Here is a 13,122-nt window from a genome sequence, read left to right as displayed (position 1 = left end):
AATTCTACACGGCGGTTCAGTTGTTGACCTTCTTCATCTTCATTAGAAGCAATGGCTCATTAAATGACATTCCTTCTGTTTCTACGCCATCAAAAACTTCAAGATCCATGATGGTTTCTAACTCTTCGTAGACTGACTGCGCACGACTTTCAGATAATTCTTGATTATACGCTTCATCTCCTTGGTCATCCGTGTGACCTACAATCATAAGATCTCCACCGCTTACACGTTCTAATTCTTCTGCTGTTGTTTCTAATATATGCTCAGCATCATCTTGCAACTCGAAAGAATCAAATTCAAACAACACATCGGAATCTAATGTAATTGATGCTTGCCCTTCCTCTACTAAAGTTCCTACTGGAGCGTTGACACTTTCATTGTATGTTTGTACTGGATAGGTTTGTTCCGTAAGATCTCCCAATGAAGGAGATGTGGTGTCTAACACACTCTCATATAAAAATTCTTCCGCAGTATCAATGACTTCATCTGATTGGACAACGGGAACATCTAAAATGAGATCAAAACTTTCCATCATGACATGAACTTGCTCTTCTGTCGGAGCATCAAAGACCGCTGAATAACTGACGATATCTCCCTCATTGAATTCACGATTATCAATCTCTTCACTTTTCAACGCATGTGTAGAAAGATATTGATCTCCTCTGTCGTCTCTGTACTCTTGATAAAATAACGTATGAGAAATCGTATCGTTTGTACTGTCAAACAACCGTATTTGATAGCCAAGACGATCATATTGATTTCCCCGTGCGGTAGATTGATTGGAAGTCCTTGTTGTACTTGGATGACTTAACATGTGATCTAAACCAATCCTTGCCTCACCACTGACTTTTTCAAACTCAACGGTAAAAATAGCAAGGTCATCTTCCCGCTCAATAGGATGTACCGTTACACCCACCTCAACTTCTTCCCCTTCACGCTCGAATGTTTCTGTATGTACAACGGGTTCTGGGGCAACACTGTCAACGTCATTCTCGGACTCGCGAGAATGTTCTTCCTCTTCTTCAATCAATAATTCGTCTGCTTCTTCCTCTTCAGAGGTGGCGTCATCTGCTTCACCATCAACCTCTTCTTCTGTATCCGCACCATTGTTAAAACACCCAGCCAACGTAAAAGATACAGCTAATAAAGCGAATAATTGTTTCTTCATATTAACCTCCTAACTCAAGGTAAAGTATTTCAAGATAACTTAATTTTACCATAATCCACCTCAAATACAGAATTAGGCGAAGACACAAAATGTTTAATAGAAATACCAAAGCTTTAATGAAGAAAAATACACAGATTTTCAAAAGGCCTGTAATCTTTGGTAAGCCTGTGTTTGTTGTGTTACGGGTGAGAAGACCAAGACCTCCCCGGGATACTAGAACCTATGTTCACAATACATGTCCCCAATACATATCAAATTACGGTTATCAAATACCTTGGTGAATCTAAAAAGCACTTATTCTTAGCCATCTGAAAAAGTTATGTATATTTTATATTCTATTCACAGAAACTTCTTGATACTCATTGGTATGAATCAATGTTGGGATTTACAGTGAAAATAACTAGTTAGACTGTTTACATTCATAAATAATCATTAACCTATTCCTTACTTTGTGAAACAGGTTTTATATCACCAAAGTTTATTCAACTTAACAACTCATAAAATTACATGGAGTAGACGGAACTAAAAAAGCCACATTTTAATTGTGAGATGAACACAAAAAAATACCACCCGCTCATCTGCGTTGGTATTGCTTCGTTCGTATAAATGGTGCGGTTGAGTGGACTTGAACCACCACGGGATTTAACTCCCACTAGGCCCTCAACCTAGCGCGTCTGCCATTCCGCCACAACCGCGTTATGGTAATAATTATGGTGCGGGTGGAGGGACTTGAACCCCCACGTCACAAGGACACTAGATCCTAAGTCTAGCGCGTCTGCCAATTCCGCCACACCCGCATGTGTGTAATAAATCTGTGGTCGGCAGCGACCTGGTTTTTGAAAAAAATGGCTGGGCCAGCTGGATTCGAACCAGCGCATCACGGAATCAAAATCCGATGCCTTACCGCTTGGCTATGGCCCAATTTCATTTTTGTAGTTTTCAAGGATTGGTTTCTCAAATAATGTAAATGGCGGGCCTGACGGGAATCGAACCCGCGATCTCCTGCGTGACAGGCAGGCATGTTAACCGCTACACCACAGGCCCCTATTATTTAAAATAAGCGGCGGATTTCTTTGTCGCTTCCTTTCCTCACTCGAGTCGTGTACATTGTACACTCACTCGCTCAGTCAGTTGCTTCCGCGAATTCCTTGCTTCTTTTAAGTATTACTTATTTTGAATGAATTAGCTACGAATATCGTATCACTAATTGTCATCTCATCTGCTCGTTGCGCCGTGCAGACTTCATCCATTGTACTCGTTTCACCGTCTGGTGTCAATGGTGAAAATGGTGGAGGGTGACGGGATCGAACCGCCGACCCCCTGCTTGTAAGGCAGATGCTCTCCCAGCTGAGCTAACCCTCCGTATATTGGTGACCCGTGCGGGATTCGAACCCGCGTTACCGCCGTGAAAGGGCGGTGTCTTAACCCCTTGACCAACGGGCCATGCTTGTCTATATTCTAGGTAATTCAATGGCGGAGAAGGAGGGATTTGAACCCTCGCGCCGCTTGCGCGACCTACACCCTTAGCAGGGGCGCCTCTTCAGCCACTTGAGTACTTCTCCGAATGGCTCCACAGGCAGGATTCGAACCAGCGACCTACCGGTTAACAGCCGGTTGCTCTACCACTGAGCTACTGTGGAATCTGTCAATTGAAGTGCCTGTCATTTTATGACGGCAAGTAATATGATAACATCTTAGTTGTTTCAATGTCAACAACTTTTTATGTAATGTTTCTTGTTTCATCGCTGTTATGGTGCGTTTTTCGCGCTCTCTCTTAGCGACTGTTATAATATATCATAGCGATTCAGAGAACGTCAACGGTTTTCCTGAATTTTTTTTAGACGTCCTCTGCACCCACCGCAAACGTATTGTTTCGTGTTAATTTGTCGTTTGCGCTTGTACTGTCTGCTACACGACTTGCATTCGTACAAATGCTTATATGGCAAGGGTTTGTGCATCCCTGGTATCGTCTGACAGTGCCTCGATCCACCGACTTGGGTTAGCAATTCTTTGAAGCTTCTGTCTTTATGTTGATAGCCCTTCCCTTCTAAATGAAGGTGGTAATGACATAGCTCGTGCAAAATGATTCGTTTTAATTCTTCTTCCCCGAAATAGTCTAACTGTTTCGGATTTATTTCGATATGATGCGTTGAGAGCATGTATCTGCCACCGGTCGTTCGCAACCGGTTATTAAATGTGATCTGATGACGAAAGGGTTTATTGAAAGCATGCATTGATAGCTGCTCGGTCCATTGTTGCAATTGTTCATTCTCCATACTCGTACCCACACTTTATTTTTAATTAGTAAACGTATACAAGCGTGTGCTCATATACTAAGGCTAACACCTTCCGTACCTTATCCTATACGGCAAGGAGGGGATGGCATGCCTTATTGGTTAAGAAAACAGTTGGAAAAGGCGTATTACGAAAAAAACCATTATGAAATCGTCATGCTCAATCAATGTTGGTATTCGTATTTACGTAAAAATGAATATAAAGATCTCTTCCAATCATAGCAATTGCACTGGCATAAGAAAACCTAAGCGAATGGAATTCGCTTAGGTTTTTATTGGTGTTGTTAGGTCGTCACTTTCTTCTTAGTCGGTTGCAGCATCGTCAGTGCAATTCTCCCTTTACGCTCATCTACGCTTTCAACCCAGACAGTCACGATGTCGCCAACAGCGACGACATCTTGTGGGTTCTTTACAAAACGATTGGCGAGCTTAGAAATATGGACAAGCCCGTCTTGCTTGACGCCAATATCAATAAACGCGCCGAAATCAACGACATTTCGGACTGTGCCTGTAAGCTCCATCCCTTCATCTAAATCTTCCATCGCCATGACGCCTGTTTTTAGAATCGGTTTCGGCAAATCTTCACGAGGGTCTCTGCCTGGGCGCATGAGCGCTTGCACGATGTCTTGCAACGTGATTTTACCAACGTCGAGTTGGTTACTCAACTGTTCGAGTTCCGCAATCTGTAATCTTTCTTTCGTTTCTTCAGATCCGATTTCTTGGGGTTTAATGTTCATGTCTTTGAGCAGTTGCTTCGTCACTTTGTAGCTTTCTGGGTGAATCGGTGTTTGATCAAGTGGGTCTTTGCCTTCTACAATGCGTAAAAAGCCTGCAGCTTGCTCAAACGTTTTTGCGCCGAGTCTTGGTACCTTCTTCAAATCGGATCTCGACATGTATTTGCCGTTCTCTTCGCGGTGCTTCACGATCAAATTCGCAACCGTACCATTTAGACCTGCCACATATTGGAGCAAGCTAGAAGAAGCTGTATTCACATCAACGCCGACGAGGTTTACTGCTGACTCGACAACAAAATCAAGGCTGTCAGACAGCTTGCCTGCGCTAACGTCGTGTTGATACTGCCCAACACCAATAGATTTTGGATCAATTTTCACGAGTTCAGATAGTGGGTCTTGCAAACGTCTTGCAATCGAGATTGCACTTCTTTTTTCCACTTCTAAATCAGGGAATTCTTCGCGTGCCTTCTCTGACGCGGAGTATACACTTGCTCCAGCCTCATTCACAATAAGGTATGCAACGTCGAGATTAGCCTCAGCTATGAGATCGGCAACAAACGTCTCTGTTTCCCGAGAAGCGGTCCCATTACCAATTGCAATCACTGTCACACTGTACGTCTCGACGAGCCGCTTTACAATAGCACCCGCTTTTTTCGTATCATTCACAGGCGGTGTTGGTACATAACTCCTGTTTCTAATACTTTTCCAATCCCATCGACGACAGCAAACTTACAGCCTGTTCGATACGCAGGGTCAATGCCTAGTACAACTTTTTCTTTGAACGGAGGTTGAAGAAGCAACTGTTTCAAGTTTGACGCAAACACTTGAATGGCTTTTTCTTCTGCTGCTTCTGTGCATTCATTTCGGATTTCTCGTTCTATAGAAGGAGCAACTAACCGTTTGTACCCATCCTCAATCGCTCTTTGTACATAGGGGAGGGCGGGTGAACCGAAACGCTTCACAATCCGCTTTTCAATGCGGTCGTTCATAAGAGAGGCGTCAATTCTCACAGACACACGCAGTACGTTCTCCTTCTCCCCACGGTTCATCGCAAGAATACGATATGACGGAACTTGGTTCACACGCTCTTCAAATTCGTAGTACATTTCATAGATGCCTTCATCGTCAACAGCATTTTTCTTTTTGCTCGCTTCGATTATCCCTTGCTTATAGGTGATGGATCGAACATCTTGGCGAATGCCCGCGTCATCGGAAATCCATTCCGCAATGATATCTTGTGCGCCAATAATGGCATCTTCAATTGAATCAACGCCAAGTTCTTCGCTCAAGTAACGTTCCGATTCTTTTTCTACATTCATTTCTTTTGGCAGCGCATAAATGGCTTCAGCGAGTGGCTCTAACCCTTTTTCTTTAGCAGTCGTCGCCCTCGTTCGTTTTTTCTGTTTGTACGGGCGGTAGATGTCTTCAAGCGTTTGCAGCTTATTTGCATTTACAATGCTCGTTTGAATATCTTCATTCATCTTGCCTTGTTCATCGATTAAGCGGTACACTTCACTTTTTCGTTCAGCAAGTTGTGTTTCATATTGATAAAGATCAAGCACTTCTTTAATGACAATCTCATCAGCATTGCCTGTTTGCTCTTTACGATAACGAGCGATAAAAGGAATGGTATTCCCTTCTTTATGCAGGTCAATCATCGCCTTCGCTTTACTCGTATTTACGTTAGCTTTTTCGGCGATGAGTTCCAGCATCTCTTCTTCATTGAGCATTTCCATATGCACAAACCTCCCAGCTTCATAGCCATACTGTATCATAGATTCAATAGTTACTTCATGATTCAAAACGAAAAAAAAACGCAAGCCCAGAGAGCTTCGCGTTCGACAGAATAAAGTATAGAAGATTAGTGCACATATCCAGATATAATGGTTACATCGTCTTTATCTATGGAAACTTTCTTTGATAAATGTTTCACTACATCTGCTGGACGATCATAAACATCTGTTAAGTTTCTCTTCTGGCCAAGGTGGTTTACTCCATCAGAATGAAGAACGAAGCCGACCTTAGATTGAAAAGTGAAGTGATGCACCCTTGCTTTGAATGATCGACCAGATAAGAAGCCTGCAGTCGGAATTAGTCTCATCACATCTTTATTGTCAATTTGCAAGAGACATTCAACGTTTCCAATGTTCCCGCACGTAATCTGGTTATTCACGTAATCAATCCTCACGACAGTAAGAACGACACCCCGTTCGTGAGCAAGCGCTCGATTCACGAGAGCAAATATATCTTCCATCGGTGCATCGAATTTCTGTTCGACGATATCCATTGCAATCTCCGAAGACTTGCGAGCCCTTTGCCACTTCCAAGACCATCCGCTAAAGCCGCTAGAAAATACCGTTCATTCTCCACAGTAATAAACATGTCACCGCAGACTGCATTCCCATTCTTTCCGGCTTGGAATGCAGCTGTTGTGGCATTGGAATGTTGTTCTTCGATGATTTTATTTAGCACCATTAGTAACACTCCGATGGTTCGACTCGAATGGATTCGCGCAACTTCTGCAACGCGCGTCTTTGGAGTCGGGATACGTGCATTTGCGATATATCTAACAAGTCTCCTGTTTCTTTTTGACTAAGGTTCTCAAAGTATGTGCACTTTAAAATCTCTTTCTCACGCTCTGTAAGAACTGCAAATGCCTTCTCAAGAAGCAGTTGTTGATCCGTCTGCTCAAATCCTTCATCAGTTGAACCGACAAGATCAAGCAGCGTCACCGCACTGCCTTCTGCATCCGCTTCAATCGAGCGGTCAACAGACAATGCTTGGTAACTCTTCCCCATTTCCATCGTTTCAAGAACTTCTTCTTCACTCACTTCTAAGTGATTGGCAATCTCGTTCACTTGGGGAGAGCGTTGCAATTCAGTCGTCAGTTCTTCAACCGCTTTTTTAATTCTCGGACCTAGTTCTTTGATCCGTCTTGGCACATGCACACTCCATGTCTTATCGCGAATAAACCGCTTAATCTCACCGACGATGGTTGGCACAGCAAACGATTCAAAAGACCGGTTAAACGATGCATCATAACGTCTGAGGGCAGCGAGCAAACCGATCATCCCGACTTGATATAAGTCGTCGTCATGACCTTGTCCCCTAGAAAACTTTCTCGCCAATGACTGAACAAGGGATTCGAAATGCAGAACGAGCTTCGTTTGCACGTCCTCATTAGGTCCTGCTGAAACTCGGTAATCCATTCGTAAATTGGTTGCTCAGCCTTTTTCGTTGACTGTTGCTTCGAGTCCATCGGCACCTTGAGCCACCTCATCCCTTTGTAAGAACTTCTTCATTTTAATCGTTACACCGTTTTCTTGCTGAATGTCTACCTCGTCCATCAGCGTTTCGATTAAAAACAGCCCAAGGCCTCCTTCCTGCAATTCCTGAACAGGGGTGCTTGCATTAACTGGTCCATTCGCTTTCTTGAGGGTCGGATTCTTCCCACCCTCATCAGAGACCATCATTTCAAACCGATCTTCAAACATTGTAAAGGCAAGGTTAATATCTCCATGACCCTCATCATAAGCATGATCCACTACATTTGTACATGCTTCTGCGATCGCAACCTTCATATCTTCAATCGTATCGTAAGCGTATCCCATACGATTCGCAATTCCAGAAACGGTCAAACGAACAATGCTCACATATTCCGGCTTTGCAGGCACCTTCATCTCAATTTTGTCGAGTTTAGCCTTCATCTCTTGGCTTCCTCCTTCTCTTCATCGATGTCCATAACCTCGTCCAGGCCGGTAATTGTGAACAACCGTTTTACTCTATGGTTGAGTGAGACAATCTTCAGTTCTCCATTATGATTATGCGCTTCTTTAAGGGCGCCAACGAAAATGCCAAGCCCTGTACTGTCAATATAATCAACGCCAGCCAAATCAACGACCGTTTTACCGTTCTCTTCGCTCGTTAACGGGGCAAGCGCTTCTTTAAGCTGTGGTGCAGTATATGCGTCAATCTCTCCTGATACGAATAATTTCGTACCGTTATCAATGGTTGTTTTCTTTAGATCAAGCTTCATAGCTGAAAAAACCCTCCCCAAAATTCTTGCTGTAATCTATAGCATTCCAATAAATGAATGATAAATGAGTACTTATAAAACAAAGCGGCCAGTGGCCGCTAGGTTACTCTACCCGTTATGTTGATTTAGTAAACGTCCGGCGAAGAATCAGTAATGTAAAGTCATCACGTAACTCTAAACCTTGCCAGCGCTCAAGATCCCGATAGACGTTGTCGACAATTTCTTGAGCAGAAAGGTGTGCGTATTTACGGATGAGATCCGTAAGCTCTTCACGCTCTAGAAAACGCTCTTCGGTACGAGATTCGGTCACACCGTCAGACAATAGGACGACAAAGTCCCCTTCGTCTAGATATTGTTCATATTGACGGTATTTGGCATCTCTTGAAATGCCTAGGGCAACCCCTTTTGCGTAAAGTTCACTGAAATGATCCGCTTGCTTATTATAATAAAACCCAGGCTCGTGTCCCGCTCCGCCGTAATAAAGCACATGCTCATCATGATTGTAACTCGCATACATCATCGTCACGAACATATGAGAAGCAATATTTTGCTCAATTGTACGGTTTAGCGTTTCGAGTAATTCAGAAGGCGGCAGTAGCTCATTGGGCATGCTATCCATCGCATATTTAATCATAGACATGCAAAGTGCAGCTGGAATTCCTTTGCCGATAATATCGGCAATAGCCACCCCAATATACCCATTCACATCTTTAATGACATGATAATAATCGCCACTCATCTTTGACGCTGGAACGGTAATGACCCAATATCAAGGTCATCGACTTGAGGGATCTCCTGAGGCAAAAAAGTATGCTGCATATCTGCAGCAATATCAATTTCTGATTCCAGCTCTCGTTGTTTATTCCGGAGGATTTGATGTTCTCGATATGCCATTCCATACCCGATCATCACTTCTAAGAGGAATTGAAACGATTCTTGTGTTTCTTCAGGGAGGTCAGGGTACAGCTCTTGGATGACCTCCAAATGTATACTTACAATTTCTTCTGGAGAAACGTTCTCCTCCAACACTTTCTTACTGAATTGTTGTGCGTCGTATAAGCTTTGTTCGTTTTTCTTGTGTAAGAAATTGAACAAGATCTTTTTATAACTGTTTTGGAGCAATTCATAGCTGTCCATGACGGAACATCCCTTCCTCTAACGGAGCCACTTCACGGTCGTTATGGTTGTTCCCTCACCTGGCATAGATTCAATGTCAAATTCATCCATTAATCGCTTCACGCCCGGTAATCCTGCACCTAATCCGCCAGAGGTTGTAAATCCATCTACCATAACATCGCGAAGATTCTCTATGCCCGGCCCTTTGTCACGAGCGACCACCTTTATTCCTTCACGCCCATCGTTGTCTTTCACAACGGAGGTCAATTCGATTTGTCCAATTTCTGTGTATAGATATATATTTCTTGCAAGTTCAGATATTGCGGTCGTGATTCTTGCTTGGTCCACACTGCCAAAACCGATGTTCTTCGATAACTCTCTTCCGGCCTGACGTGCAGATACAATCCCCCATTCGTTTCCAATTTCAATACAGGATTGGTTATTCATATAGTCAACCCCCCAATTCCTGTTGCAATCTTTCAAGGCCTTGTTCTAAGTCCAGAGCAGTCTGTACTTCTTGCAAAGATACCCCCATGTCAATCAATGTTATGGCAACTGCTGGCTGAATGCCTGTCAAAACAACTTTAGCACCCATTAGGTTTGACATTTCGACGACATCACCGATCACTTTAGCAATGAACGAATCGATCATGTCTACCGACGTCAAGTCGATGACAACGCCTAATGAGCCTTCTTGGTGAATTTTATTTAATAGATCTTCTTGAAACTGAAGTGCCGTTTGATCATCAAGTTCTACTTGTACAGAGATTAACAAATACCTGCCAAGCTTTAGGATCGGGATTCTCATCGTTTCAACCCTCCATTAGATTGCATCTGCTCGTTCGTTTCGATTGTCCGATTTGTAAGTTCAAGTGCTGCTTCAATTCCTTTTTTTAGCGTGCTTTTCGTCGTGATTGCATCTAGATCAATACCTAAATTGACAATCGTCTGTGCAATTTCTGGGCGAATACCGACGAGTAAACATTCTGCACCAACAAGCCTGACAGCCTCGGACGCCTTAATGATGTGGTGGGCGACCATAGTATCCACCACCGGTACGCCTGTAATATCAATGAGAACGACTTGAGCGCGATGCTCGATGATCCCTTCAAGAAGGTTTTCCATGATTTGCGCTGCCCGCTTTGTGTCAATTGTCCCTACGATAGGCATCACACTAATCTTGTCAAAGACTGGGATTAATGGTGCAGACAATTCTTTCATTGCGGTTTTTTGCATCGTCATCACTTCATCTTGAATTTTAGAGAATTCCTCTGCTAACCGAGTGATCTGTTCGTCTAACCAATCTTCAAACACAACAGACACGTCCACAAACTCTTCCTTTGTAAAGTTGGCAGATACGTCATGCAAGACAACTCTTCTCAACGCTTGAAGACTCCGTATAAATTCACTGAATGCCCACCCATTATATATGAGGCGATTCGCAAATCGATGCATAGCATCTCTGTTCTCTTCAATACTCAGCTCTATAGATTGGAAGACGACAGAGATAAATTCGTCTTTCATTTCTTGTTGCATATCTTTACTGGAAAATGTGCTTCCTTGTTTTGTAAACTCATGTTGTTCTAATGACTTTCGCCATTCTTCAATATACAAGGATTTATTGTCTTTTAAGTGCTGCAAAACTACTGATTTCATCCTTATTTACACCACCATCATCGAGGAAATCCAATCATACATTTTTAAGATGAACGTACTTCGTTTATTATTTCACTTTAATCCTGTGAAATCAACTAATCAATGCGAATGCTCAGCAATTTGTAACATACAAAAAGTTGCCGCTAAGAACATACGACAACTTTTACACACATATGAAATAATAATAGCAAGAAAAGGGGTATTAAACGCCGCTTACTAATCTTCTGCCAATCTGAAGTTCACATTCCTCTTCAATAACGAAAGACTCCGCTGCAAGGTTCAAATTAATGTTTGCCATTTCCACATAACCCTGTCGCATATGCTCAATGACATCCTGCTGTTTACGCTCAAATAAATATTTAGTTGCAGCTTGATGGATAAAGTCACTACGGTTCACACCATCATGTTTGATCATTTTGTCCACCTCTTGCAATAAATATTGAGGAAGGCGAATCGTTATCTGTCTGCAATCTTCATTAGACAAGGTAAGACACCTCCAACCCTTTACGTCCAATTCGTTCTCCTTTACATATAATAGCATTCAGAACATGAATTTGCAAAATCTGTTCTACAAAACCAAGATCGTTGTCCTATGCCATTTGCACTACCACACGAACAGAATTCGCCACCGATAGTTAAAATCCTGCAATATTTTTTAAGGAAATTACGAATATGATCAGCAGCTAACATCACTTCGTGATTTCTACCGTTTCCTTTCTTGTCGCAAGCCTACGTGTAAATTCGAGGAATTCTACTGTTTAACAGGCAAGGAATTTCATACGTGATTGTGTCCAAACGTCCTGCCACTTCTTCAATGGAAATCGCTTCGTCACCATCTCCACCAATCAATGTCACTTTAGATCCTACAGCCATTGGTCTAGGAAGCTTCACCATAAACTGATCCATGCATATTCTTCCAACAATTGGCATACGCTCCCCGTCAACGAGCACCGTCCCCTTCTTTGCATTGGCACGAATCCAACCATCCCCATAGCCAACCGGGACGGTACCGATCCACGTATCTTCCTCGGCAATAAATGTCGCGCCATAACTAATACCGCTTCCTTTAGTTACTCTTTTCACGTGGGTCAACGTACTGTAGAGCGACATTGACGGTGACAACGTAAAAGGAAGCTTTCCGCACAGCTCTTCCGAAGGAAGCAGTCCATACATCGATATGCCGAAACGAACCATGTTATAACAAGCATTTGGAAACCTCATCGCTGCAGCACTATTTGCGCAATGTATATAAGGTATGTAGCCCAATTTTTGTTTCGCCACTTTTACTGCTCTTTCAAACGCAACCATCTGTTCATTGAAGTATCGCTCTTCTAGCTCATCCGCCGTTGCGAGGTGCGTAAACAACCCTTGTATTTCTATCCGATCGGCTTGTCCTACTCGATTCAAAACATTCTCTAGTTCTTCAACCGTTCTAACGCCAAGCCTTCCCATGCCAGAGTCAAACTTCACGTGGATTTGCAGCGTATGATCCGTCGGGACATGTTTCTCTGCTTCAGCCAACCAATCTGTCTGAAATGCTGTGAGCGCAATGTTGTGCTCACTCGCATATGTCGCTGCCCTCGCTGACGTTCTCCCGAGCACCACAATTGGCGCACGAATACCTGCCTCGCGAAGAGAGACCGCTTCTTCCATTAATGCAGTACCTAGATGAGACGCTCCAGCGTCAAGCGCTGCTTCAGCCGTCTTCACTGCACCGTGACCGTAACCGTCCGCCTTCACAACAGCCATAATGTGTGTATCGGAAGCTTGTATGTTTTTAAGTGCTTGGATATTTTTTTGGATTGCTTGTAGATCGATTTCTGCCCACGTCTCTCGGTACATCATTTGCGCATTCTCCTCAACAACATTCGTTTTATCTATTATGTGAGCGAAAAAAAGGTTAAGTCAATGGGATGTTCGGTCGCTTTGCAAATGACGAACAAGCGGGGCGCTAGGAAAACGTTCATCTAAATATGTTGAATTTTTGATTTGCCGGACTGCACAGTTCATGCTTGTTTCCAATACAAGCAGGTGTACTCACTCCAGAGTATAATGGCATCCGCTCGGTTTCTGCCCATAGTTGCATGCAAATTATATAATACCTGTCACAAATATGGG

Annotated in this window: 12 protein-coding genes, 8 tRNA genes and 3 pseudogenes; 1 reads left to right on the top strand and 22 read right to left on the bottom strand. The window is 43.1% G+C overall.

What is annotated here, in order from left to right; translation table 11 throughout:
* Positions 1-16: 16 nt before the first annotated feature.
* From JCM19037_RS12415 to JCM19037_RS12370, 10 genes are all read right to left on the bottom strand, one after another.
* Positions 17-1,168, bottom strand: a complete 1,152-nt coding sequence (locus JCM19037_RS12415) for an OmpA family protein (RefSeq protein ID WP_042401538.1) — start codon at positions 1,166-1,168, stop codon at positions 17-19.
* A gap of 607 nt (positions 1,169-1,775) precedes the next feature.
* Positions 1,776-1,863, bottom strand: a tRNA-Leu gene (locus tag JCM19037_RS12410).
* Positions 1,864-1,879: 16 nt separating this feature from the next.
* Positions 1,880-1,965: transfer RNA gene (locus JCM19037_RS12405), tRNA-Leu, on the bottom strand.
* 49 nt (positions 1,966-2,014) lie between these two features.
* Positions 2,015-2,089 (bottom strand) — tRNA-Gln (locus JCM19037_RS12400).
* 47 nt (positions 2,090-2,136) lie between these two features.
* Positions 2,137-2,212: transfer RNA gene (locus JCM19037_RS12395), tRNA-Asp, on the bottom strand.
* 242 nt (positions 2,213-2,454) lie between these two features.
* A tRNA-Val gene (locus JCM19037_RS12390) sits at positions 2,455-2,530 on the bottom strand.
* Positions 2,531-2,536: 6 nt separating this feature from the next.
* Positions 2,537-2,611: transfer RNA gene (locus JCM19037_RS12385), tRNA-Glu, on the bottom strand.
* Between the two features lie 28 nt (positions 2,612-2,639).
* Positions 2,640-2,730: transfer RNA gene (locus JCM19037_RS12380), tRNA-Ser, on the bottom strand.
* Between the two features lie 3 nt (positions 2,731-2,733).
* Positions 2,734-2,808 (bottom strand) — tRNA-Asn (locus tag JCM19037_RS12375).
* 174 nt (positions 2,809-2,982) lie between these two features.
* A complete protein-coding gene (locus JCM19037_RS12370; RefSeq protein WP_042401535.1) occupies positions 2,983-3,444 on the bottom strand; it encodes a SprT family protein in 462 nt (153 codons plus the stop codon).
* A 108-nt stretch (positions 3,445-3,552) separates the two neighbouring features.
* Here JCM19037_RS12370 and cmpA point away from each other — a divergent pair, with 108 nt between their 5' ends.
* Positions 3,553-3,684, top strand: coding sequence for a cortex morphogenetic protein CmpA (cmpA, locus tag JCM19037_RS25130; protein WP_152549058.1), 132 nt, complete (start codon positions 3,553-3,555; stop codon positions 3,682-3,684).
* Between the two features lie 62 nt (positions 3,685-3,746).
* Here cmpA and JCM19037_RS12365 read toward each other — a convergent pair.
* The 12 genes and pseudogenes from JCM19037_RS12365 to alr all read right to left on the bottom strand — a co-directional run bounded on the left by JCM19037_RS12365 (position 3,747) and on the right by alr (position 12,849).
* Positions 3,747-5,926: pseudogene (locus tag JCM19037_RS12365) on the bottom strand (Tex family protein).
* Between the two features lie 131 nt (positions 5,927-6,057).
* Positions 6,058-6,483 carry a SpoIIE family protein phosphatase gene (locus tag JCM19037_RS12360; protein WP_042401532.1) on the bottom strand — a complete coding sequence of 142 codons (426 nt, stop codon included), beginning with the start codon at positions 6,481-6,483 and terminating at the stop codon, positions 6,058-6,060.
* Complete coding sequence (locus JCM19037_RS25125) at positions 6,426-6,671, bottom strand: hypothetical protein (protein ID WP_152549057.1); 246 nt, start codon at positions 6,669-6,671, stop codon at positions 6,426-6,428. The genes JCM19037_RS12360 and JCM19037_RS25125 overlap by 58 nt, the downstream gene beginning before the upstream one ends.
* Positions 6,671-7,455: pseudogene (gene sigB, locus JCM19037_RS12355) on the bottom strand (RNA polymerase sigma factor SigB). Before sigB ends, JCM19037_RS25125 begins: the two are co-directional and overlap by 1 nt.
* A complete protein-coding gene (gene rsbW, locus JCM19037_RS12350; protein ID WP_042401530.1) occupies positions 7,421-7,903 on the bottom strand; it encodes an anti-sigma B factor RsbW in 483 nt (160 codons plus the stop codon). Before rsbW ends, sigB begins: the two are co-directional and overlap by 35 nt.
* Entirely contained in the window at positions 7,900-8,232 is a 333-nt protein-coding gene (locus tag JCM19037_RS12345) for an STAS domain-containing protein (RefSeq protein ID WP_042401528.1), read from the bottom strand. Before JCM19037_RS12345 ends, rsbW begins: the two co-directional genes overlap by 4 nt.
* A 115-nt stretch (positions 8,233-8,347) precedes the next feature.
* Positions 8,348-9,369: pseudogene (locus JCM19037_RS12340) on the bottom strand (PP2C family protein-serine/threonine phosphatase).
* A gap of 18 nt (positions 9,370-9,387) precedes the next feature.
* Complete coding sequence (locus JCM19037_RS12335) at positions 9,388-9,795, bottom strand: anti-sigma regulatory factor (RefSeq protein WP_042401525.1); 408 nt, start codon at positions 9,793-9,795, stop codon at positions 9,388-9,390.
* 4 nt (positions 9,796-9,799) lie between these two features.
* Entirely contained in the window at positions 9,800-10,156 is a 357-nt protein-coding gene (locus tag JCM19037_RS12330) for an STAS domain-containing protein (protein ID WP_042401523.1), read from the bottom strand.
* Positions 10,153-11,004 (bottom strand): STAS domain-containing protein, encoded by an 852-nt coding sequence (locus JCM19037_RS29020; RefSeq protein ID WP_042401521.1) that lies wholly within the window; start codon positions 11,002-11,004, stop codon positions 10,153-10,155. Before JCM19037_RS29020 ends, JCM19037_RS12330 begins: the two co-directional genes overlap by 4 nt.
* A gap of 202 nt (positions 11,005-11,206) precedes the next feature.
* Entirely contained in the window at positions 11,207-11,488 is a 282-nt protein-coding gene (locus tag JCM19037_RS12320; RefSeq protein WP_042401613.1) for a CopG family ribbon-helix-helix protein, read from the bottom strand.
* Positions 11,489-11,733: 245 nt separating this feature from the next.
* Entirely contained in the window at positions 11,734-12,849 is a 1,116-nt protein-coding gene (alr, locus tag JCM19037_RS12315) for an alanine racemase (RefSeq protein ID WP_042401518.1), read from the bottom strand.
* Positions 12,850-13,122: the final 273 nt, after the last annotated feature.

The sequence above is a fragment of the Geomicrobium sp. JCM 19037 genome, from assembly GCF_000698105.1.
Classification (GTDB): Bacteria; Bacillota; Bacilli; order Bacillales; family Marinococcaceae; genus Geomicrobium_A.
This window is presented reverse-complemented; position numbering and strand designations above follow the sequence as displayed.